Annotated in this window: 16 protein-coding genes and 1 pseudogene; 7 read left to right on the forward strand and 10 right to left on the reverse strand. The window is 58.8% G+C overall.

The features are described 5' to 3' along the window. Positions 1 to 426, forward strand: coding sequence for a DUF2069 domain-containing protein (locus tag U6037_RS21500; protein ID WP_322844456.1), 426 nt, complete (start codon positions 1 to 3; stop codon positions 424 to 426). 114 nt (positions 427 to 540) lie between these two features. Here U6037_RS21500 and U6037_RS21505 read toward each other — a convergent pair whose 3' ends face one another. Beyond that, entirely contained in the window at positions 541 to 1,215 is a 675-nt protein-coding gene (locus U6037_RS21505; RefSeq protein WP_322844457.1) for a DNA-3-methyladenine glycosylase I, read from the reverse strand. A gap of 134 nt (positions 1,216 to 1,349) precedes the next feature. Further along, complete coding sequence (gene ttcA, locus U6037_RS21510) at positions 1,350 to 2,174, reverse strand: tRNA 2-thiocytidine(32) synthetase TtcA (RefSeq protein ID WP_322844458.1); 825 nt, start codon at positions 2,172 to 2,174, stop codon at positions 1,350 to 1,352. Positions 2,175 to 2,462: 288 nt separating this feature from the next. Here ttcA and U6037_RS21515 point away from each other — a divergent pair, with 288 nt between their 5' ends. Then, on the forward strand, positions 2,463 to 3,065 hold the full coding sequence (locus U6037_RS21515; RefSeq protein WP_322844459.1) for a Yip1 family protein: 603 nt from the start codon (positions 2,463 to 2,465) through the stop codon (positions 3,063 to 3,065). Between the two features lie 127 nt (positions 3,066 to 3,192). Then, positions 3,193 to 3,687: a SprT family zinc-dependent metalloprotease gene (locus tag U6037_RS21520; protein WP_322844460.1), complete on the forward strand. Its 495-nt coding sequence runs from the start codon at positions 3,193 to 3,195 to the stop codon at positions 3,685 to 3,687. Between the two features lie 112 nt (positions 3,688 to 3,799). Here the strand turns inward: U6037_RS21520 and U6037_RS21525 are convergent, their stop codons facing one another. Together U6037_RS21525 and U6037_RS21530 are read right to left on the reverse strand one after the other, a co-directional pair. Beyond that, complete coding sequence (locus U6037_RS21525) at positions 3,800 to 4,981, reverse strand: CaiB/BaiF CoA-transferase family protein (RefSeq protein WP_322844461.1); 1,182 nt, start codon at positions 4,979 to 4,981, stop codon at positions 3,800 to 3,802. 143 nt (positions 4,982 to 5,124) lie between these two features. Continuing rightward, entirely contained in the window at positions 5,125 to 6,459 is a 1,335-nt protein-coding gene (locus tag U6037_RS21530; RefSeq protein WP_175553469.1) for a dicarboxylate/amino acid:cation symporter, read from the reverse strand. A gap of 351 nt (positions 6,460 to 6,810) precedes the next feature. Between U6037_RS21530 and U6037_RS21535 the strand changes: the two genes are divergently transcribed. Further along, on the forward strand, positions 6,811 to 7,809 hold the full coding sequence (locus U6037_RS21535; protein WP_322844462.1) for an AraC family transcriptional regulator: 999 nt from the start codon (positions 6,811 to 6,813) through the stop codon (positions 7,807 to 7,809). A gap of 203 nt (positions 7,810 to 8,012) precedes the next feature. On the opposite strand, the gene U6037_RS21540 is transcribed toward U6037_RS21535, so the two are convergent. From U6037_RS21540 to U6037_RS21550, 3 genes are all read right to left on the reverse strand, one after another. Continuing rightward, a complete protein-coding gene (locus U6037_RS21540; protein WP_016987433.1) occupies positions 8,013 to 9,359 on the reverse strand; it encodes an ATP-binding protein in 1,347 nt (448 codons plus the stop codon). Continuing rightward, positions 9,356 to 10,033, reverse strand: a complete 678-nt coding sequence (locus tag U6037_RS21545; RefSeq protein WP_016987432.1) for a response regulator transcription factor — start codon at positions 10,031 to 10,033, stop codon at positions 9,356 to 9,358. The genes U6037_RS21540 and U6037_RS21545 overlap by 4 nt, the downstream gene beginning before the upstream one ends. A 150-nt stretch (positions 10,034 to 10,183) precedes the next feature. Next, complete coding sequence (locus U6037_RS21550) at positions 10,184 to 10,786, reverse strand: hypothetical protein (protein WP_322844463.1); 603 nt, start codon at positions 10,784 to 10,786, stop codon at positions 10,184 to 10,186. 143 nt (positions 10,787 to 10,929) lie between these two features. Here U6037_RS21550 and U6037_RS21555 point away from each other — a divergent pair, with 143 nt between their 5' ends. Further along, complete coding sequence (locus U6037_RS21555; protein WP_322844464.1) at positions 10,930 to 11,721, forward strand: dienelactone hydrolase family protein; 792 nt, start codon at positions 10,930 to 10,932, stop codon at positions 11,719 to 11,721. A gap of 139 nt (positions 11,722 to 11,860) precedes the next feature. Beyond that, on the forward strand, positions 11,861 to 12,586 hold the full coding sequence (locus U6037_RS21560) for a 4'-phosphopantetheinyl transferase family protein (RefSeq protein ID WP_322844465.1): 726 nt from the start codon (positions 11,861 to 11,863) through the stop codon (positions 12,584 to 12,586). Positions 12,587 to 12,702: 116 nt separating this feature from the next. Here the strand turns inward: U6037_RS21560 and U6037_RS21565 are convergent, their stop codons facing one another. Then, on the reverse strand, positions 12,703 to 14,313 hold the full coding sequence (locus U6037_RS21565) for an ATP-binding protein (protein WP_322844466.1): 1,611 nt from the start codon (positions 14,311 to 14,313) through the stop codon (positions 12,703 to 12,705). Then, positions 14,310 to 15,032, reverse strand: coding sequence for a response regulator (locus U6037_RS21570; RefSeq protein ID WP_007917532.1), 723 nt, complete (start codon positions 15,030 to 15,032; stop codon positions 14,310 to 14,312). Before U6037_RS21570 ends, U6037_RS21565 begins: the two co-directional genes overlap by 4 nt. An 841-nt stretch (positions 15,033 to 15,873) precedes the next feature. On the opposite strand from U6037_RS21570, the gene U6037_RS21575 reads away from it, so the two are divergent. Then, a complete protein-coding gene (locus U6037_RS21575; protein ID WP_322844467.1) occupies positions 15,874 to 18,768 on the forward strand; it encodes a ribonucleoside-diphosphate reductase subunit alpha in 2,895 nt (964 codons plus the stop codon). A gap of 173 nt (positions 18,769 to 18,941) precedes the next feature. Here the strand turns inward: U6037_RS21575 and U6037_RS21580 are convergent. Beyond that, positions 18,942 to 24,419: pseudogene (locus U6037_RS21580) on the reverse strand (hypothetical protein); the annotation flags it as partial. Between the last annotated feature and the right edge of the window lie 76 nt (positions 24,420 to 24,495).

Below are 24,495 nucleotides of genomic sequence, written 5' to 3' on the forward strand. Positions count from 1 at the left end.
GTGGCGAAGAAGCCGAAAATCCTGCCCGCCGTCGAATGGCTGGAGCCACGCGTCAAGGCAATGCGCATCATCAGTCTGCTGAGTTTTTTCGCCTTGGGCGGATTGCTCGCAGCCTACTATCTGGTTTTCGCTGACCTGCACGGCGCGCGGCCGTGGGTGATTCTGCTGGTCGAGCTGATCCCGTGGATCATCTTGGCGCCCGCGATGATCATGGGCAGCGCCCGTGGGCATTCGTGGATGTGCTTTGTGGTGAATCTGTATTTCATCAAAGGCGCACTGGCGGCGTATGACCCGAACCGGCAGTTGTTTGGCGTGCTGGAAATGGTCGCGAGCCTGGCGGTGTTCTGCTCGGCGCTGTTGTATGTGCGCTGGCGGTATCAGTTGAATCGCAAACTGGCGGGTGAAGGCGAGATCTCCGTCGCCTGACAGATCGCCATCGCTGGCAAGCCAGCTCCCACAGGTTTTTGCGTCGATCACATAATTGTGTTTCAACAGAGATCCTGTGGGAGCTGGCTTGCCAGCGATTGGGGCAACTCGGTCTTAATGGTTGACGGTGTACGCGAGCATCATCGAAATCTGGCTCATCGCCCGCCCGCCGCTCTGCTCATGCCACTGGTTGAACACATCCTGCACGATCGCCAGATCGCGCAGACTGGTCGGCACCTTGTCGACGATCTTCTGTGCGTTCAGCGCCGCAACCACGTCGTAGCTCGGCACAAAGGTATCCTTGCCGACCATGCGCAAAAAGCGTGGCGCTGATAGCCCACCCAGTTGATGACCGTGCTTTTTCAGATAGGTCCACAGACCGACGATATCGGTCACCGGCCAGTCGGCAATCAATGCCCCGAAACTGCCCTTGTCTTTCTCCACATCGAGAATGAACTGCGCATTGCGCGGCACGCTTTTCAGTTTGCCGAGATGGCGAATGATCCGCGCATCCTGCATCAGTCGCTCAAGGTGCTCGGCACTCATCAGCACGACTTTTTCCGGATCGAACTTGAAGAACACTTCTTCGAAGGCCGGCCACTTGGCGTCGACCAGACTGTGCTTGAGGCCGGCACGGAACACGCGCAGGGCCATGGTCGAGAGGTAGCGGTCGTCGCTGATCTTGCGCAGTTGCGCCGGAGTCTTGGGAACGGGCAGATGGGCTTCCAGTGCAGCCGCCGAACCGAAGCGGTTCAGACAGTATTCGTGCAGCCACTTGTAATCGCGCATGCCCTCTCCTATTGAATGAAGCGAAGAAACCAATGTGGGAGCGAGCCTGCTCGCGAAAACGGTGTGTCATTCAAATGATTTGTTGACTGATACTCCCTCTTCGCGAGCAGGCTCGCTCCCACATTTGAAGGTGTTTACAGATTGACGACGTTGACGAAGCGCGAACCCGCGGTCTCGTCGATTTTGAGGCTGGTGAAGTCGAACAGGTTGCGGTCGGCCAGTTGCGACGGGATCACGTTCTGCAGACTGCGGAAGATGCTTTCGGTTCGGCCCGGGGTCTTGCGCTCCCAGTCCACGAGCATTTCCTTGACCACCTGACGCTGCAGGTTTTCCTGCGAACCGCAGAGGTTGCACGGGATGATCGGGAATTCTTTCAAATCCGAGTAAGCCTGAATGTCCTTCTCGTTGCAGTACGCCAGCGGGCGGATCACCACGTTGCGACCATCGTCGGCGCGCAACTTCGGCGGCATTGCCTTGAGGGAGCCGTTGAAGAACATGTTGAGGAAAAATGTTTCGACGATGTCGTCACGGTGATGACCGAGGGCCATCTTGGTCGCGCCGATTTCATCGGCAAAGGTGTACAGCGTGCCGCGACGCAGGCGCGAGCACAGCGAGCAAGTGGTCTTGCCTTCCGGGATCAGCTCCTTGACCACCGAATAGGTGTCTTTCTCGACGATGTGGTACTCGACGCCCAGCTCTTTCAAATAAGCCGGCAGCACATGCTCGGGGAAACCCGGCTGCTTCTGGTCCATGTTCACCGCGACGATCTCGAACTTGATCGGGGCAACCTTCTGCAGGTGCAGCAGTACATCGAGCATGGTGTAGCTGTCTTTGCCCCCGGACAGGCAGACCATGACCTTGTCGCCGTCTTCAATCATGTTGAAATCGGCGACCGCTTCGCCGGCCAGGCGGCGCAGGCGCTTTTGCAGTTTGTTCTGGTTGACCGTAAGAGTGCCCATGACGCGAAATCCGTGAGGTGTGACGAAAGGCCGGCATTTTACGCAAAAACCCCGGAGTTGTGGGCACAGGTTGTCGTGGCCCAGGTTTGCATTCTTTACAGACCCCAAGGCGATTAAGCCCTGTGTTTACAGCGCGATTTGCTCTAAGCCCCTAATACCTGTGCGGGTAAGTCCTTTCTATACTGCGACATAAGGTCGCACACATCTGGAGACCTGTATTTGCTCGGCCACCTTGGCCCGTAGGCGCTCCGATGGGGGGCGATGGCAATAACAAGAGGAGTGACTGGCATGATCCATCACGTAGTGGGACTTTTTACCCACCCCGATCAGGAATGGAAGGAAATCCGTGGCGACCAAGAGGAAAGCATCAGCCACATGTACCTCACCCACACGCTGATTCTGGCGGCGATCCCCGCTGTCTCGGCGTTTATCGGCACCACCCAGGTCGGCTGGGTAATCGGCAATCGCGCACCGGTGATGCTCACCGTCGAAAGCGCGATCTGGATGACGGTCATGTCGTATCTGGCGATGCTCAGTGGCGTCGCGGTCATGGGTGCCTTCGTGCACTGGATGGCCCGCACCTATGACGCCAACCCGAGTCTGGCCCGTTGCGTGGCGTTTGCCACCTACACCGCGACACCGCTGTTTGTCGGCGGCCTGGCGGCGCTGTATCCGCATATGTGGCTGGGGATGATCGTTGGTACGGCGGCCATCTGCTACACGGTGTATCTGTTGTATGTGGGGCTGCCGACGTTCATGAACATTCCGTCGGACGAAGGTTTTCTGTTCTCAAGCTCAGTGCTGGCGGTGGGTCTGGTGGTGCTGGTCGCCATCATGGCATTCACCGTGATTGTCTGGGGGCTGGGCGTCGGGCCTGTGTATACGAACTGACTCGACAGGCTGATCACAGGCCGCCGCAAGGCGGCCTTGTCGTTTGGAGGATGACCATTCGGCAGCTCGGCGATTCGCAAGTCCACAGGGTTGCGGCATACTCGACGCCTCTGGAGATCCATCAAGCATGCCCGAGCAACTCAATACCCGCGTCGAAGACTGTTACCAACTCGCTGAATCCTTTTTCAAACGTTCTTTCCCACGCCCTGTCGTCAGTCTCAAGCTGCGCGGGCAAAAAGCCGGTGTCGCGCATCTGCACGAGAATCTGCTGCGCTTCAACCCGCAGTTGTACCGGGAAAACGCCGAACACTTCCTCAAGCAGACCGTGGCCCACGAAGTCGCGCACCTGATCGCCCATCACTTGTTCGGCGACCGTATCCAGCCCCATGGCGAGGAATGGCAACTGATCATGCGCGGGGTTTACGAACTGCCGCCGGATCGCTGCCACACCTATGCAATCAAGCGCCGCAGCGTGACCCGCTATATCTACAAATGCCCGTGCGCAGAAAGCGATTTTCCGTTTTCGGCGCAGCGCCATAGTCTGGTGCGGCAGGGGCGGCGGTATTTGTGTCGTAGCTGCCGGAGTACCTTGGTGTTCAGTGGTGAGATGCGGGTGGAATAGCCCGGATTTTCAGTGCCTTGGCTGGCCCCTTCGCGAGCAGGCTCGCTCCCACATTTGAAATGGGTTTACAGATTGACGACGTTGACGAAGCGCGAAGAGGCCGGTACAGGCACTAAAGAATGACTTTGGCAGAACGCAATTCGGCAATCCGCTCAGCACTAATCCCCAACTCCCCCAACACCTGATCCGTATGCTGCCCCAGCACCGCGCCAACATGCCGCGGGGCCGGCAACGCCTCGGAAAACTTCAACGGACAGGCCATCTGCGCCTGCGTAGTGCCATCCCCGCGCGGCACCTGCGTCACCACCTCCCGCGCCTGCAACTGCGGATGGCGCACCGCCTCACCCAGGCTCAGCACCGGTTCGACACACGCATCGATGCCGGCAAACATCTCGCACAGTTCGGCAAAGTCATGCTTTTCGAACTCGACCGTCAGCGCGTATTTCAACGCCCGCTGCTGTTCAGGCTTGGGCGACAGGCCCTGCGCCGCCAACTCCGGCCGCCCCAGCGCCGTACACAACTGCTGCATAAAGCCCGGTTCCAGACTGCCCACCGACATCCAGCGGCCATCGCGAGAGCGGTAGTAGTCGTAAAAGCTGCCACCGTTAAGCATCTGATCTTCCCACTCAGGCTCTTCGCCGCAAGCCAGATAGCCAGCCCCGGCCATGGCATTCAGGCTGAACGCGCAATCGGTCATGCTCACGTCCAGATGTGTGCCCTGCCCCGTTTGCTGTCGCGCAATCACAGCGGCCAACAAGCCGATAACCCCGTGCAACGAACCACCGGCAACATCCGCCACTTGCATGCCCAACGGCAACGGCCCGCTGTCGGCGCGGCCGGTGTAACTGGCCAGCCCCGCCAGCGCCAGATAGTTGATGTCATGCCCGGCGCGTTCCTTGTACGGCCCGGTCTGGCCATAACCGGTGATCGACACATAAATCAGCTTTGGGTTGATCGCTTTCAGCGCTTCATAGCCCAGGCCCAGACGTTCCATCACACCGGGGCGAAACTGTTCCAGAACGATGTCGTAATCGCCCAGCAACTGCTTGACCACTTCCAGTGCTTCGGGCTGTTTCAGATCCAGCGCCAGGCTGCGTTTGTTACGGTTCAGGTAGGCATGACTGGCCGATAATCCACCATCATGCGGCGGCAATACTCGCAGCAGATCCAGGCGCGTCGGCGACTCGATGCGCAGCACTTCAGCGCCCATGTCCGCCAGCAACAACGAGGCGAACGGCCCCGGCAGCAGCGTCGAGAAATCGAGAATTTTCAGTGAGGACAGCGGTGCGGACATGGGCGAACTCCTTGGGCGATGCACTCAGCCTAGGCAGCGATGCCGCGCACGGCAATCACCGCAAATGTCACCGGGTGTGACCGTTACGCTCAAACAGCAGGCAAGAAAAAACCCGCCGAAGCGGGTTTTTCATGACGCGAGGGTTACTTGACGCTGCTAGGCGTCGGGCCTTCAGCCACACCCAGGTCATCTTCCGGACGGGTATCAGCGATACCGCGACCGCCCGAGGCGAGCTCGGTTTGCAGCGTGTCGGTGTCCAGCTCTTTCACCCACTTGGCAACCACGATGGTCGCTACAGCGTTACCCACCAGGTTGGTCAGGGCACGGGCTTCGGACATGAAGCGGTCGATACCGAGGATCAGCGCCAGACCGGCCACTGGCAGGTGACCGACCGCCGACAGGGTCGCTGCCAGCACGATGAAGCCCGAACCGGTCACACCGGCTGCGCCTTTGGAGGACAGCAGCAACACCACCAGCAGAGTGATCTGGTGAGTGATGTCCATGTGCGTGTCGGTTGCCTGGGCAATGAACACAGCGGCCATGGTCAGGTAGATCGCAGTACCGTCGAGGTTGAACGAGTAACCGGTCGGAATCACCAGACCCACTACCGATTTCTTCGCGCCCAGACGCTCCATCTTGATCAGCATGCGTGGCAGTACCGATTCCGACGACGAGGTGCCGAGGACGATCAGCAGTTCTTCACGGATGTAACGAATCATCTTCAGCACGCTGAAACCGTGCATGCGGGCGATGCCGCCGAGCACGATCAGCACAAACAGCAGGCAGGTGATGTAGAAGCAGATCATCAGTTGACCCAGCTGCACCAGCGAGCCGACACCGTAAGCACCGATGGTGAAGGCCATGGCACCGAAGGCACCGATTGGCGCGAGCTTCATGATCATGTTGATGATGTTGAACATCACGTGAGCGAAGCGATCGATGAAATCGAGGATAGGCTTGCCGTAGGCACCCAGACGATGCAGGGCAAAACCGAAGATCACCGAGAACATCAGGACTTGCAGGATGTCACCGGTGGCGAACGCGCCGACGATGGTGGTCGGGATCACGTTGAGCAGGAAGCCGACAACGCTTTGGTCAGCGCCAGCCGCTACATAAGAGGCGACTTTCGAGGCGTCGAGGGTGGCAACGTCGATGTGCATGCCATTGCCCGGTTGCACGATGTTGACCACGACCAGGCCGACCAGCAGAGCGATGGTCGAAACGATTTCGAAGTACAGGAGTGCGTAACCGCCGGTCTTGCCGACCGATTTCATGTTCTGCATGCCAGCGATACCGCTGACCACGGTGCAGAAGATGATCGGGGCGATGATCATTTTGATCAGCTTGATGAACCCGTCACCCAGCGGCTTTACCGCGACACCGAACTGCGGGTAGTAGTGACCGAGCGCAATACCGATGATGATTGCGATGATCACCTGGAAATACAGGGATTTGTACAGTGGCTGACGAGTCGTCATTGCAAGTTTCCTCAAGAGTCCCGCGTGGCAACATCCATCTGTTGACCGCGAAACCTGAATTGCGAACCCTCCTGCACTGGAGGGATTTGTTGTTGGAGCGGCGCTGTCCGGACGGGATCAACGCACGCTTCTGTCGCTCTTATCGCAAACCTCGTGCCAGTTTGGTGCAAATCGCTGCAAGCCTTTTGATATCAGGGATGACAGGTTCATGGATGTCACCGCTTGGTTACTCAAGTGTGGCGGATTTCCGCCAACTCGCCGCTTCTCGTCCTACAATTTGGCGGAAATCCGCCTTGTAGGCATGTCCAGCCCCCGGCTACCATCCGGTGCCTGAGGAAGGATTTGCCGCTTATGCGCGAACGCACCATCGCCAGTCATTTCGCCCGTGCCGCCCTCGGTGGCGCACGCCGCGTGGGTTTCGATTACTCGGGCTTGCTGCTGCAACTGGGCATCAGCCCGGAATTGCTCGATGAGCCTCGCGCTCGCATTGCTCCGGAACAATTCACCCGGCTGATTCAAGGCTTGTGGCTGGCGCTGGACGACGAATACCTGGGTTTCGGCAATGCCCCAAGCAAGCCCGGCAGTTTCGCCATGATGTGCCACGCCTCGATCCACTGCCGCAATCTGGAGAAAGCGCTGCAACGGGGTTTATTGTTTTATAGCCTATTCCCGCAAGCCCCGCGCCTGAGCCTCAGTCGCGAAGACGAATGGGTGCGTTTGAGCCTCGATGATTCGCAGATGTGGGACCCGGATCACTTTCTCACCGAGAGCCTGCTGGTGATATGGCATCGCCTCGGTAGTTGGCTGATCGGCCAGCGGATTCGTCTTGAACAGGCGACCTTCAGCTATCCGCGCCCCGAGCACGGCGCCGAATACGATCTGCTGTTCCCCTGCCCCATGACCTTCGGCACAGAGCAGAGCAGCCTGGTGTTCCACAGTCGCTATCTGCACATGCCGCTGTTGCAGGACGAACGCACCCTCAAGCACTTCCTCGAACGTTCCCCCGCCGACCTGCTCTCACGCCCGGACGACGGTGACAGCCTGAGCAGCCGCCTGCGCCGTTTGCTCAGCCGCGACAGTGCGAACTGGCCGGATCTGGAAGCGGTCGCGGCGCACTTGCACATCAGCCCGCAGACCCTGCGTCGGCATTTGCGTGAGGAAGGCAGCAGTTTTCAGGAACTGAAGGATCAGCTGCGGCGGGATATCGCCATATATCATTTGGGCCGGGCGGATCTGTCGTTGCAGCAGATCGCCGAGCAGTTGGGGTTTTCCGAACCGTCGGCGTTTCACCGGGCGTTCAAGAAGTGGACGGGGCTGACGCCGGGGGCGTATCGGGCGCAGGAGCAGTGAGGCGCTACATCAAAAGCCCCTCACCCTAACCCTCTCCCGGGGGGAGAGGGGACTGATGGGGGGATGTTCAATAAATCCGCCGACCTGACAGCTCTCGCTGAATCCATATTCGACGCAAATCGCTCAGGTCGATCATTTTCGCAAGACACTTCGGTCAGTCCCCTCTACCTCTGGGAGAGGGTTAGGGTGAGGGCAACTTCCAATCACACCGCCGGAAAATGAATCCTGAACGCCGCCCCGCCCATCGGGGAATCGCCCAACGCCAGTTTGGCGTTGTAGCTTTCAATAATGTCCTTGACCACCGCCAAGCCGATCCCCTGCCCCGGATGCTGGGCATCCAGCCGTTCGCCACGCTCCAGAATCCGCGCGCGCTGATCCGGTGGCACGCCGGGGCCGTCATCTTCGACGCACAGTTCAATTCCCGCCAGGGTTTCGCGCACGCTGATGCGCACTTCGCCCAGACAAAGGCGATAGGCGTTTTCCAGCAGGTTGCCCATCATCTCCAGCAACGCACCCTGTTCGATTGGCACATAACAGTGTTCAGGCAGATCGAATGCCACGCGCACATGTTTATCGCGATAAACCTTGTCCAGCGTGTCGCACAAACTTTTCAGTACCGGTTGCAGGCGCACCTGGTGCCGCACCAGTCCGCTTTTGCGCAAGCTGGCCCGTTGCAGTTGGTAGCTGATCTGCTGGCTCATGCGTTCGATCTGGCTTTGCAGCACCCAGGCCTGATCGCGTTCTTCAGGACGCTGGGCCATGTCTTCGCTGACGCCCTGCAGCACGGCCAACGGGGTTTTCAGGCTATGCGCCAAGTCATCAAGGGAATCGCGATAACGACTGCGCTGCTGGCGTTCGCTGTGCAGCAAACGGTTGAGCGAGCCGGTCAGGCGCAGCAACTCACGCGGATGTTGCTCGGTGAGGCTTTCGCGGGTGCCGCCTTCGATTTCGTCGAGTTCCTGACTGAGCCGGCGCAAGGCTTTGAGACCCCAGGTCAGGCCGATCCACAACAATGCCAGCAACACGAGCAAGGCCGCACCGAAGCCCAGATAGAGATTCTCGCGCAGACCTTCGAGGGTGGTTTCGTACTCGCGCACCGGTTGCAGGGCGACGATGCTGAACGCCGCGCTTTTGCCGCCGAGCAATTTGACTTCGACGTCGTAGACGAAGAATTCCTGGCCGTTGGTTTCACGGATCCGCGCGAACTCGTTACCGAGTCCGTCGTAGCGCGGTTTGTAGTTGATCTGCTCTTCCTGGGTAGCTTTCGAGCGCCAGACCAGATGCCCTTCGCGGTCGTAGATGTAGCCGAGCAATCGGAAATCGGTGAGGTTAAAACGCTCGTCCGGCAACTGATTGGGCATCACCAGCCGACCGTTTTCGATGCGCGCGGCAGAGATCAGCGTGGTGACGTCGGAGGCCAGGCGTTGTTCGATCGAGTCCTGCAACGCGAGGCTGAACGCGCCCTGCATCGCCGGGAGCAAGGCGAGCATGAACAACACCGCCAACGTGGTGGCGGCGAGCATCAGCCGAACGCGAAGCGAACGAATCAAGTGCAGCGCTCATTGAACAGGTAGCCGAGGCCGCGCACGGTGTCGATCGGCTTGAACCCGGCCGGGCCTTCGAGTTTGCGGCGCAGGCGACCGACCAGCACTTCGATGACATTCGGATCGCGCTCGTCGTCGTCCGGGTAGAGCTGCTCCATCAAGCGATCCTTGGGCACCACTTGCTGATGATGACGCATCAGGTATTCGAGGATGCGGTACTCGTAGGCGGTCAGCGCCAGCGGTTGCTCGTCGAGGGTCGCCTGTTTGCGATTGAGGTCGAGCAGCAGCGGCCCGGCGACGATGGTCGACTGGGTGAAACCGCTGGAGCGGCGCAGCAAGGCATTCAGACGCGCGTCGAGCTCTTCGAACTGGAACGGCTTGACCACGTAATCGTCGGCGCCGGCGGCGAGACCTTCGACCTTGTCCTGCCAGTTGCCGCGCGCGGTGAGGATCAGGATCGGGAAAGTCTTGCCACCCGCGCGCAATTGGCGAATCAGGTCAAGACCGCCCATGCCCGGCAGGCCAAGATCAATCACCGCCAGGTCAAAGTTGAACTGTCCGGTCTGGTACAGCGCCTCTTCGGCATTGGCCACGGACTCGACCACGTGACCGCTCTCCGTGAGGCGGGTTTGCAGGTGATGGCGCAACAGCGCTTCATCTTCGACGACCAACAGTTTCATAACACTCTCCCGGGTAAATCAGCATCTCCAGTCACACACCTGTGGGAGCGAGCCTGCTCGCGAATGCTGTGTGTCAGTCGATAAATTGATCGACTGATTCACCGCTTTCGCGAGCAGGCTCGCTCCCACATTGAACCTGCTGGCAACTCCTTAGAAATTGTAGTTGGCCGACAGGTAAGTCTGCGCGCTGCTGTTCAAGTCCAGCGAACCTTGCTTGCTGCCACCGCTCTCTTTCATCTCGGTGCTGGCGTTGCTCATCAGGTAACGGTAACCGAGTTCGACCGAGGTGTTTTGCGATACTTGCTGCAACACACCGAACTGGCCGCCGACGGCGTAACCGATGTCACTGTCGCGGCTGTAGCCTGGCGAATCCTGAGTCAGCTTGGTCAGACCCGCCGTCGCACCGCCGAACAGCTTGGTGCTGCCGCCCACCGGGTAGAACAGATCGTAGCTGCCCAGCAGGTTTTCCTGACGCAGTTTAATGCCATTGTGCGAGCCCGACACGTTGTCGTAGGTGGCGTAGTAGCGACCCTGGCTGTTTTGCTGACCGAGGCGGACGCCGTAGGTGTTGTTGCCGTCAATCGCGCCGGTGGCGTTCGGGTGATCGAGGTTGTTGTTCAGCGAATTGGATTTGTTGATCTTGTCACTGGTCTGGCCGAAGCTCAGGCCGGCGAAGTTCGACGTGGTGTCGGCCTGGGCCGCGATACTGGCGCTCATTACGGTCAATGCCAGCAACAGTTTATTAAAAGTCATGGGTATTTCCTCTTTCACAGCGCTGTTTGGGTATGGCGCAAGGTTACTGACCCTCCCCTGTACCGCCCCTGAACCGTCTCTGAACCTGACCTGAACCAAATGAACTAGGCTGTTTTGACCCTTTACTGTCAGGAGACCCGACCATGCGCCTGTTCCTCGCCCTTACTTTGCTGGCTGTCAGCAGCCTCACTCAGGCTGCGATCAAGACTGAAGAAATTCCCTACCAAAGTGCCGATGGCACAAAGTTGATCGGCTACTACGCCTATGACGACGCCATCAAAGGCAAGCGTCCGGGTGTCGTCGTGGTGCACGAATGGTGGGGTCTGAACGATTACGCCAAGCGCCGCGCTCGCGATCTCGCCGAGCTCGGCTACAGCGCCCTGGCGATCGATATGTACGGCGAAGGCAAGAACACCGAGCACCCGAAAGATGCAATGGCGTTCATGCAGGCGGCGACCCAGGATGCGGCGGCTTCCAGCAAGCGCTTCGAGGCCGGGCTGAACTTGCTGAAGAAACAGCCGCAGACCGACGTGAATAAAATTGCCGCCATCGGTTACTGCTTCGGCGGTGCGGTGGTGCTGAACGCCGCGCGGCAAGGTGAGCCATTGGCGGGCGTGGTGAGTTTCCACGGTGCGCTGGCGACCAAAACCCCGGCGACACCCGGCAGCGTGAAAGCGAAGATTCTGGTCGAACATGGCGCGTTGGACAGCATGGTCACCCCGGACAATGTCACGGCGTTCAAGTCTGAAATGGACAAGGCCGGGGCTGACTACAAGTTCGTCAGTCTGGAGGGCGCCAAGCATGGCTTCACCAATCCCGATGCCGATCGCCTGAGCCATGGCGAGCATGGTGGGCCGGACATTGGTTACAACAAGGCAGCGGATGAAAAATCCTGGGCGGACATGAAAGCGTTCCTGCAGAAAATCTTCAGCTGATCAGAGACACCGAGTAGCGGCCATCGCGAGCAGGCTCACTCCTACAATTGAAATGCGTTCCCCTGTAGGAGTGAGCCTGCTCGCGAAAGCTTCACCGCCAATCTCGACCTTGCGGCGACTAACCGGCAAAATGCCCGCCATGAATCTCACCCCCGCCCTCCCCGCCTGCTGCACCGCGCTCGACAGCCACTGGCCGTTGCCGACGGTATTGGCCGACACCGTGCTGCTCAGCACCCACTTCGATCCCGCTCAACTGCTTGGCGATGATTTTCAACGCAGTGCCGTGGTTGCGCCGCCGAGCATTCAGCGTTCGGTGGCCAAGCGTCAGGCGGAGTTTCTCGCCGGACGGATCTGCGCCCGGGCGGCGTTGCAGCAATTGGAGGGCAGCGGCGTGGTGCCGGCGATCGGTGCAGATCGCGCGCCGATCTGGCCAGCACACATTTGCGGCTCGATCACTCACAGCACCGGACGCGCGGCAGCGATTGTCGCCAACAAGCAACACTGGCGCGGTTTGGGCATGGATCTGGAAAACCTGCTCAACACCGAACGCGCCGAGCGCCTGGCTGGGGAGATTCTGACGCCACCTGAAATGCAGCGCATGACGGCCGCCTCGCGGGATCAGTTGGCGTTGTGGGTAACGCTGACGTTTTCGGTGAAAGAAAGTCTGTTCAAAGCGCTGTATCCGATTGTGCAGAAGCGCTTTTATTTCGAGCATGCTGAAGTGCTGGAGTGGACGGAGGCGGGTCAGGTTCGATTGCGGTTGTTGACGGACTTGTCGGCCGAGTGGCACAACGGCACTGAACTGGAGGCGCAGTTTGGGGTGCAGGATGGGCAGTTGTTGAGTCTGGTCAGCATTCAGGCCTGAAGATTTGTGTGGTGGGCACTGGCCCTATCGCGAGCAGGCTCACTCCTACAGGGGAACGCATTTCAACTGTAGGAGTGAGCCTGCTCGCGATGAGGCCAGACCCGACACCACACATCTCAACGGCGCTCCTGATTCCTCGGCCAACTCAAGCTAAAGCAAGCCCCACCCAGATTCTTGCTCTTGCCAATGATCGCCCGGCCGTCATGCCAGTGGATGATCCGCCGCACAATCGACAAGCCCAGACCATGCCCGCCCGATGCGCGTGTGCGACTGTCGTCCAGACGCAGAAACGGCGTGAAAATCCGCTCCCACGCCACCTCCGGCACACCCGGCCCGTCGTCCTCGATGTCCACGCGGCAGCGCAATTGCCCGACCTGATAACTCACCGTCACCTTCGAGCGTGCGTGGCGCATGGCGTTGCTCACCAGATTCTGCAACGCCCGGTGCAGATAACGCGGCTCCGCCTCGACCCAGGCATCGTCATTGTCCGCTGCCGACAGACACAGGCCGCGCTGCACCGTGACCTCGGCGCGCAACGGCGCCAACTCTTCGATCACCTGATTGACCAACGCATCCAGATCGATGCGCTGAAACGTCAGCGCCGGCGAGCCCTGCTCCAGCCGCGCATAGGTGAGCATTTCATCGACCAGTTTATCGAGGTCTTCGATGTCGTGATCCATGCCTTCGCGGTACTTCTCCAGCGCTTGCGGGGTGGTCGCCGAGCCGATCATTTCCAGACCGAAGCGCAGGCGTGCCACCGGCGTGCGCAACTCATGGGACACCGCGCGCACCAGTTCGCGCTGAATCGCCAGCAACTGTTGCAAGTGCTCGGCCATGCCGTTGAACGCCGACGCCAGTCGCCCGACCGAGTCAGCACCGCGTGCCGGCACACGGGTTTCCAGGCTGCCCTTGGCAATGCGCGTGGCCGCTGCTTCGAGGCCGCGTAAACGGCGTTCGAGCTGACGCACCAGCAGATAAACAATCAGGCCGATCAGGGTCAGGCCGAGCGCGGCAATCAGCACCAGCCATTCCGGCGGATACGGGTTCATCTGATACAGCGGCCCGATCTCCAGCACCCATGGCGTGCCGACCATCCCGGCAAATACGCGGATCGAGTCGCCGCCCTTGCCCAATGCCATCACCGTGTCGCCCTCGGCCACGCGGCGGCTCTGATCTTCGTCCATGTCGGCGTCGTTCACCGTGACCAGCCGCAGATCGAAACCGAAGCCCTTCTCTTCCTTTATCTGCGCGAGACGCTTGGGCTGCTCGCCAACCGGCACGCGCACCAGTTCATCGGCCAGCAGGTAAATGGTCGCGCGGGCCAGTTGCTCACTGATCTGCTGCACCTCCCCTACCAGCACAAGTTGCTCTTTGTCGCTGACCATTCGATAGACTTTCGCTGCGTGCGGCCCGGTCTGCTCGACCAGCGCCTGACCACGCTGCACGCGGGTGCGCTGGGACAAATCAAGGTCGGTCTCGGCAAACTTCTTCAGGGCCAGCGGAATCCCCAGCAAACGCTCCAATACCAGCAGCGCACGATGGCGCTCGGTTTCGTTCATCGGTTGCAGATTGCCCGCCATCAGCGAAAACGTGCCGTGGGCCAGGCGCTCGCGATATTGCTCGCTGCGCACCTGATTGAGCAGGTTCAGCGCCAGCACGCCGAGCACCGCCACCAGAATGATCGCTGCGCACATGCCGCCGTAGATCCGCAGGAAGATCGAGTTCACAGCGGCAGGTCTACGCAGGCTTCAGGAACGAACAGATAGCCCTTGCTGCGGATGGTCTTGATCAGGCGGGGATGGTCGGGGTCGTCGCCGATTTTCGGGCGGATGCGCGAAATGCGCACATCGATCGAACGGTCCTGGCCGTCATAGCCGATGCCGCGCAGGGCGGTGAAGATTTCTTCGCGCGACAGAATGCGCCCGGCGTTGGACACCAACAGCCAGAGCAGGTCGAATTCGGCGCTGGTCAGTTCGATACCATTGTCACTCAGCCACGCCTCGCGCAAGGCGTCGTCGACCACCAGCGGGCCGAACTGCAGACGGCGGGATTTTTCGGCGACCGGTTCAGGTGTGTCGCTACGCCGCAGCAGCGCCTGGATGCGCGCCAGCAACAGACGTGGCCGCACCGGTTTGCACACGTAATCGTCGGCACCGAGGTCAAGCCCCTGAATCTGATCGGCATCGTCGGTGCGGGCGGTGAGCATCAGAATCGGCCCGTCATACTGATTGCGCACCTTGCGGCAAATGCTCAGGCCATCTTCGCCGGGCAGCATCAGGTCGAGGATCACCAGATCCGGCTGCTCCTTGATGATCCGCGCCGCCGCCAGCGCACCGTTGCCTTCGATGTCCACGCGCAATCCATTGGCTTGCAGGTAGTCACGCGTCAGTTCGGCCAGTCGCTGGTCATCCTCGACGATCAATACCTGAAAGGCTTGTTGCTCCACCGGTGACCTCTGCTTTCTATTGTTATTGATAAAGGAAGACGATTGCCCAGCCAGGCACGGTCCCCTGTAGGAGCTCGATCTTTTGATCTTGCTGTTCAAGATCAGGATCAAAAGATCGCAGCCTTCGGCAGCTCCTACAGGAACACTCCCGTCTTTTTGTCATGTTTCGGGAGGATAAAGATGCCTGCGCATGGCCCGATTGTATAAACGGCGTACAGCCAGAACACAAGTCGGTAAATGCGTTCGGACACGGCGGTTTTTTGTGATAGGGTTCGCGCCCTTAAAAATCCGCTGAAGCGTTTTTCCCGGTGAAAAAACAGTGACGGACGGTCTAGCTCAGCAGGTTCGCGGCCTACACGCATTTTCGAAGTTTCTTACACAATTTACGCACAGGCTTATCCACAGGTAGTACGTTGCAATCCCCCCCTGAAACGCATTATCTTGTAGCCCGAGCGCAAAAAAACCCTACATGTAGGGTTTGACGCTAAAAAACCAAACACAAACCCGGCAGTGAATTCAAGGCTTTTTATTGCCATTGTCGGGTTGAACCAAACGTATTTTCGAAAGCCCAAACCGCGCCTGCGGATGGCTACCGTTTTTGCGCCGATCACGGCGTTTACGGTACGGGTGTTGCAGTGGCGAAACTGCTCCCCGAAAGGAATGCGGTGATACGCGTATCGCGTGAACCGAAGACTTCGGCATGGAAGCGGCGCTCACAAGGCCCTCTTCCTGAACTGTCCCGAAGTCGTTATACCCGGCGCGTGCCGGTTGTAGTGCTTCAGGACGGAACGGTGGGCACCGTGATGGTGCCCAAACAAACATAGAGAACGTGGAGACACCCATGCAAACCGACACAACTCGCGAGAACCCGCAGGGCACCTTGCCGCAGGCCGCCGATTCGAATTCGGATCTGGCAGCCACCGCGCCTGGTCAACTGCGCGTGATCAAGCGTAATGGCACTGTCGTTCCTTACACCGATGACAAGATCACCGTCGCTATCACCAAAGCGTTTCTCGCAGTTGAGGGCGGCACCGCTGCCGCTTCGTCGCGAATCCACGACACCGTTGCCCGCCTGACCGAACAAGTCACCGCGACCTTCAAGCGTCGCATGCCTTCGGGCGGCACCATCCACATCGAAGAAATCCAGGACCAGGTCGAACTGGCCCTGATGCGTGCCGGCGAGCAGAAAGTCGCTCGCGACTACGTGATCTACCGTGACGGTCGTTCGAAAGAACGTGCTGCCCACGCCCCGGCCGAAGAAGCGGTCAACGCTCACCCGTCGATCCGCATCACCCGTGTTGACGGTAGCCTGGCGCCGCTGGACATGGGCCGTCTGAACACCATCGTCACCGAAGCGTGCGAAGGTCTGGAAGAAGTCGACGGCGACCTGATCCAGCGCGAAACCCTGAAAAACCTGTACGACGGCGTGGCCCTGACCGACGTCAACACCGCACTGGTGATGACCGCCCGTACGCTGGTCGAGCGTGAGCCGAACTACTCGTTCGTGACCGCCCGCCTGCTGATGGACACCCTGCGTGCCGAAGGGCTGGGCTTCCTCGGTGTGGCCGAAAGCGCCACTCACCACGAAATGGCCGACCTGTACGCCAAGGCACTGCCGGCCTACATCGCCAAAGGTATCGAGTTCGAACTGCTGAACCCTGTGCTGGCCTCCTTCGACCTGGAAAAACTGGGCAAGGCGATCAACCACGAGCGCGATCAGCAATTCACCTACCTGGGCCTGCAGACCCTGTACGACCGTTACTTCATCCACAAGGATGGCGTGCGTTTCGAACTGCCGCAGATCTTCTTCATGCGCGTGGCCATGGGCCTGGCGATCGAAGAGAAGCAGAAAGAAGACCGTGCGATCGAGTTCTACAACCTGCTGTCGTCCTTCGACTACATGTCGTCGACCCCGACTCTGTTCAACGCCGGTACCCTGCGACCACAGCTGTCGAGCTGCTACCTGACCACCGTGCCGGATGACCTGTCGGGCATCTACCACGCGATCCACGACAACGCCATGTTGTCGAAATTCGCCGGTGGCCTGGGCAACGACTGGACGCCTGTTCGCGCTCTGGGTTCGTACATCAAGGGCACCAACGGCAAGTCGCAAGGCGTTGTGCCGTTCCTGAAAGTGGTGAACGACACCGCTGTAGCCGTTAACCAGGGTGGCAAGCGCAAAGGCGCTGTGTGTGCCTACCTGGAAACCTGGCACATGGACATCGAAGAGTTCATCGAGCTGCGCAAGAACACCGGTGATGACCGCCGTCGTACCCACGACATGAACACCGCCAACTGGATCCCTGACCTGTTCATGAAGCGTGTCTTCGATGACGGCAAGTGGACCCTGTTCTCGCCATCCGAAGTGCCGGACCTGCACGACCTGACCGGTAAAGCCTTCGAAGAGCGCTACGAGTACTACGAAGCGCTGACCGAATACCCAGGCAAGGTCAAACTGTTCAAGACCATCCAGGCCAAAGACCTGTGGCGCAAAATGCTCTCCATGCTGTTTGAAACCGGCCACCCATGGCTGACCTTCAAAGACCCGTGCAACCTGCGCAGCCCGCAGCAGCACGTCGGCGTGGTTCACAGCTCGAACCTGTGCACCGAGATCACCTTGAACACCAACAAGGACGAGATCGCCGTTTGCAACCTGGGCTCGATCAACCTGCCGAACCACATCGTCAACGGCAAGCTGGACACCGCCAAGCTGGAACGCACCGTGAACACCGCCGTGCGCATGCTCGATAACGTTATCGACATCAACTACTACTCGGTGCCGCAAGCGAAGAACTCCAACTTCAAGCACCGTCCGGTCGGTCTGGGCATCATGGGCTTCCAGGACGCGCTGTACCTGCAGCACATCCCTTACGGTTCCGACGCTGCCGTCGAGTTCGCCGACAAGTCGATGGAAGCGGTCAGCTACTACGCGATCCAGGCGTCCTGCGACCTGGCTGACGAGCGCGGCGCGTACGAGACGTTCCAGGGTTCGCTGTGGTCCAAAGGCATCCTGCCACTGGATTCGCAACAGATCCTGATCGAGCAACGTGGCCAGAAGTACATCGATGTCGACCTGAACGAAACCCTCGACTGGGCACCGGTTCGCGCCCGTGTTCAGAAAGGCATTCGCAACTCCAACATCATGGCCATCGCACCGACCGCGACCATCGCCAACATCACTGGCGTATCGCAGTCGATCGAACCGACCTACCAGAACCTCTATGTGAAATCGAACCTGTCGGGCGAATTCACCGTGATCAACCCGTACCTGGTTCGCGACCTGAAAGCTCGCGGTCTGTGGGACTCGGTCATGATCAACGACCTGAAGTACTACGACGGTTCGGTTCAGCAGATCGAGCGCATCCCGCAGGAACTCAAAGAGCTCTACGCGACCGCGTTCGAAGTGGACACCAAGTGGATCGTTGACGCGGCCAGCCGTCGTCAGAAGTGGATCGACCAGGCCCAGTCGCTGAACCTGTACATCGCCGGCGCATCGGGCAAGAAGCTCGACGTGACCTACCGCATGGCCTGGTACCGTGGTCTGAAAACCACTTACTACCTCCGTGCCCTGGCCGCGACCAGCACCGAGAAGTCGACCATCAACACCGGCAAGCTGAACGCTGTTTCCAGCGGCGGCAACCACGGCGACGATTCGGTTCTGGCTGCTCCTGCCGGTCCTGCTCCAGTGCCAAAGGCTTGCGCGATCGACGAGCCGGATTGCGAAGCTTGCCAATAAGCTGAGCTGAATCAAGCGTTGCGAGACGCCTGATACTCTCCGGGCAAAAGAAACCCCCGACAGACTTCTGGTTTGTCGGGGGTTTTCTTTTGTCTGGAATAAAAATCGAAGCAAAAAAAACGGCGAAACCTGAGTACAGGCTTCGCCGTTTTTCTGTTGTCGCTAGTTAATCATCACACCGTGAATGCTTCAGACATTGCCTGTCCAACCACCGGAATGGTGAAGGACTCGCCATTGTTGGTGAAGAACGTTTCGATGGTATTCCCGCCCTTGTACCAGTCCTTCAGGAACACACCGGAGTCGAGATTGCCGCTCTGCAGATCGGCAGCGTTGAAGATGTAGGCGCCCTGATCGTTTTGCATGATCCGGACATCGCTGACACTCTGGATGTTTCTCAGAGTGACCACATCGATCCCTGTGGTTCCGTCATCAAAAATCGCGACCATGGTTTTGGAAGACACGAAATACGCATCGCTGCCCTCTCCACCATAACCGTCACCGGAAGCGCTCAGATACAACTTGTCGGCACCCGCACCACCGCGCAACTCATAGCCATGACCCAAGCCCATCAACGTGTCATTGCCATCGCCCCCATCGGCGATACCCGAAATGACCGTAATGTTGTCATTGCCGGCTTCGCCATAGAAAACCGAACCGACATCACGCACATACCCGATGATGTAATCATCACCGTTACCGCCATAGACGGTGTCGGCCTGGTTGTCCGTGGCGAAAGGTACCGCCAGGGCGCCAGTGTTGGTGAAGCTATGACCGTACAAAATGTCGTTGCCATCACCGCCATAGAGAACGTCGTTACCGTCACCACCTTCCAGCATGTTGGCGAAGGCATTACCGGTCAGAGTGTCATTGAAGGCTGAGCCGACCAGATTATCAATATTGGTGAGCACATCCCCCTGAGCATCGCCGCCACTGCCGGAACCTGTCAGGAGATTGACCTGCACCGACTCGGCGCTATTGACGTACCAGGCAGAGTCTCCACGCCCCACACCAATCAAAGTATCCGCACCAGCACCGCCAATAAAGCTCTCCCGCAAGGCAGCAGAGCCAGTGAAGGTGTCGTCATAAGCAGACCCCTGGAATGCCTCGATCGACGTGTAGAAATCTCCCGCCGCAATACCGGTAAGCACCGCAGCACTCAGATCCAGCGTAACGCCGGCATTTTCACCCGCAAAGCTGAGGATGTCGTTGCCATCACCACCATCAAAACGATCCACGCCAGCACTGCCGACAAAGATATCGCCGTAACTTGAGCCCCGGATCTGTTCGATACCGTTGTAGGTATCGCCGGCGGCGATGCCCGTATTGACACCGGTTTTGGAGTTGATTGTCACGCCCGTAAGGCTGTCAACGTAACTGACCGTGTCAAAGCCATCACCACCGAAGAATTGGTCAGCACCTGCGCCGCCCATCAGAGTGTCGTTGCCGACCCCACCCGTGATGATATTGTCCGACGCGTTGCCGTAACCGACGAAGTTGCCGGTGCCGACGTAAGTCAGGCGTTCAACGTTGGTTGCCAGGGTGTGATTGAGCATGATGGTCCGCACTTCATCATCACCGCCGCTCACTGCTTCAACCACGTTCACCGAGGTGCCGTTGACGTAGTAGATGTCATCACCGGCACCGCCGTTCAGGACGTTGCCCGTGGTTTGCCCGGTCAGCACGTCATTGAAAGACGAGCCGATGACCGTTTCAAATTCCCACAGCTTGTCGCCCTGGGCATCGCCACCCACGCCAGCCACGCCACCCACCAGACTCACCGTCACACCGCTGGACGAACCGGAGTAATCAATCGTATCCATGCCGCCCGAACCGAAAAACTGATCCGCCGCTTCGCCGCTGATAAAAGTGTCGTTGCTGCCAGAACCTTGCAGGAACTCAATACCGACGTATGTATCACCGAAAGCGATCCCGGAGTTCACCCCGGTTTTGGTGTTGATCGTCACGCCCACAGGGCTGTCGCCATAACTCACGATGTCGTTACCGGCGCCACCAATGAACTGGTCAGCACCTGCCCCACCCGACAAGGTATCCGCTCCGACCCCGCCCGTGATGATGTTGTCCGACGCGTTGCCGTAACCGACGAAGTTGCCGGTGCCGACGTAAGTCAGGCGTTCAACGTTGGTTGCCAGGGTGTGATTGAGCATGATGGTCCGCACTTCATCATCACCGCCGCTCACTGCTTCAACCACGTTCACCGAGGTGCCGTTGACGTAGTAGATGTCATCACCGGCACCGCCGTTCAGGACGTTGCCCGTGGTTTGCCCAGTCAGGACGTCATTGAAAGACGAGCCGATGACCGTTTCAAATTCCCACAGCTTGTCGCCTTGAGCATCACCACCCACGCCTGCAACACCGCCGACCAGACTCACCGTTACGCCGCTGGCAGAGTCGGAATAATCAATGGTGTCGTTACCGCCCGAACCGTAAAACTGGTCCGCGGCTTCACCACTGATAAAGGTGTCGTTGCCGCCGGAGCCCTGCAGTATTTCAATACCGACATACGTATCGCCTGCCGCAATACCGGAGTTAACCCCGGTTTTGGTGTTGATCGTCACGGCCACAGGGCTGTCGCCATAACCAACTACATCGTTACCGGCGCCACCGATGAACTGGTCAGCACCTGCGCCGCCCATCAGGTAATCGTTACCGACTCCGCCGGTAATGACGTTGTCCGAGGCATTGCCGTAACCGGTGAAATTACCGGTGCCGACGTAAGTCAGACGCTCGACGTTGGTTGCCAGGGTGTGATTGAGCAGGATGGTCCGTACTTCATCATCACCGCCGCTCACTGCTTCAACCACGTTCACCGAGGTGCCGTTGACGTAGTAGATGTCATCACCGGCACCGCCGTTCAGGACGTTGCCCGTGGTTTGCCCAGTCAGGACGTCATTGAAAGACGAGCCGATGACCGTTTCAAATTCCCACAGCTTGTCGCCTTGAGCATCACCACCCACGCCTGCAACACCGCCGACCAGACTCACCGTTACGCCGCTGGCAGAGTCGGAATAATCAATGGTGTCGTTACCGCCCGAACCGTAAAACTGGTCCGCGGCTTCACCACTGATAAAGGTGTCGTTGCCGCCGGAGCCCTGCAGTATTTCAATACCGACATACGTATCGCCTGCCGCAATACCGGAGTTAACCCCGGTTTTGGTGTTGATCGTCACGGCCACAGGGCTGTCGCCATAACCAACTACATCGTTACCGGCGCCACCGATGAACTGGTCAGCACCTGCGCCGCCCATCAGGTAATCGTTACCGACTCCGCCGGTAATGACGTTGTCCGAGGCATTGCCGTAACCGGTGAAATTACCGGTGCCGACGTAAGTCAGACGCTCGACGTTGGTTGCCAGGGTGTGATTGAGCAGGATGGTCCGTACTTCATCATCACCGCCGCCCACTGCCTCAACCACGTTCACCGAGGTGCCGTTGACGTAGTAGATGTCATCACCGGCACCGCCGTTCAGGACGTTGCCCGTGGTTTGCCCGGTCAGGACGTCATTGAAAGACGAGCCGATGACGGTTTCGAAGTTCCACAGCTTGTCACCTTGGGCATCACCACCGACACCCAGAACACCGCCAACCAGACTTACCGTCACGCCGCTGGACGAACCGGAGTAATCAATGGTGTCAGTGCCGCCCAAACCATCGAACTGATCGGCAGTAGCACCACTGATAAAGGTGTCGTTGCTGCCGGAGCCCGCCAGCATCTCGATGCCGACGTAGGTATCACCGGCAGCGATCCCGGAGTTCACGCCGGTTTTGGTGTTGATCGTCACACCCACTTGGCTGTCGGTATAACTCACGGTATCCGTGCCTGCACCGCCGATGAACTGGTCAGCACCTGCGCCACCCATCAAGTAATCGTTACCGACTCCGCCGGTAATGACGTTGTCTGAAGCATTACCGTAACCGACAAAGTTACCGGTACCGACGTAGGTCAGCCGTTCAACGTTGGTTGCCAGGGTGTGATTGAGCAAAACAGTGCGCACTTCATCATCACCGCCGCCCACTGCCTCAACCACGTTCACCGAAGTGCCGTTGACGTAGTAGATGTCATCACCGGCACCGCCGTTCAGGACGTTGCCCGTGGTTTGCCCGGTCAGGACGTCATTGAAAGACGAGCCGATGACGGTTTCGAAGTTCCACAGCTTGTCACCTTGGGCATCACCACCGACACCCAGAACACCGCCAACCAGACTTACCGTCACGCCGCTGGACGAACCGGAGTAATCAATGGTGTCAGTGCCGCCCAAACCATCGAACTGATCGGCAGTAGCACCACTGATAAAGGTGTCGTTGCTGCCGGAGCCCGCCAGCATCTCGATGCCGACGTAGGTATCACCGGCAGCGATCCCGGAGTTCACGCCGGTTTTGGTGTTGATCGTCACACCCACTTGGCTGTCGGTATAACTCACGGTATCCGTGCCTGCACCGCCGATGAACTGGTCAGCACCTGCGCCACCCATCAAGTAATCGTTACCGACTCCGCCGGTAATGACGTTGTCTGAAGCATTACCGTAACCGACAAAGTTACCGGTACCGACGTAGGTCAGCCGTTCAACGTTGGTTGCCAGGGTGTGATTGAGCAAAACAGTGCGCACTTCATCATCACCGCCGCCCACTGCCTCAACCACGTTCACCGAAGTGCCGTTGACATAGTAGATGTCATCACCGGCGCCGCCGTTCAGGACGTTGCCCGTGGTTTGTCCGGTCAGGACATCATTGAAAGACGAGCCGATGACGGTTTCGAAGTTCCACAGCTTGTCACCTTGGGCATCACCACCGACACCCAGAACACCGCCAACCAGACTTACCGTCACGCCGCTGGACGAACCGGAGTAATCAATGGTGTCAGTGCCGCCCAAACCATCGAACTGATCGGCAGTAGCACCACTGATAAAGGTGTCGTTGCTGCCGGAGCCCGCCAGCATCTCGATGCCGACGTAGGTATCACCGGCAGCGATCCCGGAGTTCACGCCGGTTTTGGTGTTGATCGTCACACCCACTTGGCTGTCGGTATAACTCACGGTATCCGTGCCTGCACCGCCGATGAACTGGTCAGCACCTGCGCCACCCATCAAGTAATCGTTACCGACTCCGCCGGTAATGACGTTGTCTGAAGCATTACCGTAACCGACAAAGTTACCGGTACCGACGTAGGTCAGCCGTTCAACGTTGGTTGCCAGGGTGTGATTGAGCAAAACAGTGCGCACTTCATCATCACCGCCGCCCACTGCCTCAACCACGTTCACCGAAGTGCCGTTGACGTAGTAGATGTCATTACCAGCACCACCGTTCAACGTGCTACCAGATGACTGCGCGGTAAGAATGTCATTAAATGCAGAACCAATCACGGCCTCTATAGACGTCAAGGTATCGCCTTGGGCATCTGCGCCTACGCCTGTGCCAGCGGTCAGATTGACGGTCACTCCTGCCGTCGAATTGGCATAGGACGCGGTATCAATACCGTTCCCGCCATTCAAGACATCGGCACCTGCTCCGCCATCCAACAGGTCGTTGCCCTCGCCACCACTCAGCGAGTCATTTCCCGCAAACCCATACAACTCATCCGCACCTGACGTGCCTACCAGTGTGTCCGTACCCGAAGTTCCGTTTATAACTGCCATTGTTTCTTCCTTGCCTTTTTGATGAATCGATAGTCAACGCAATGCTTCAGAATCGCCTCGATAAAGCCGAGTACTT

The sequence above is a fragment of the Pseudomonas sp. B33.4 genome (genome assembly GCF_034555375.1).
Classification (GTDB): Bacteria; Pseudomonadota; Gammaproteobacteria; order Pseudomonadales; family Pseudomonadaceae; genus Aquipseudomonas.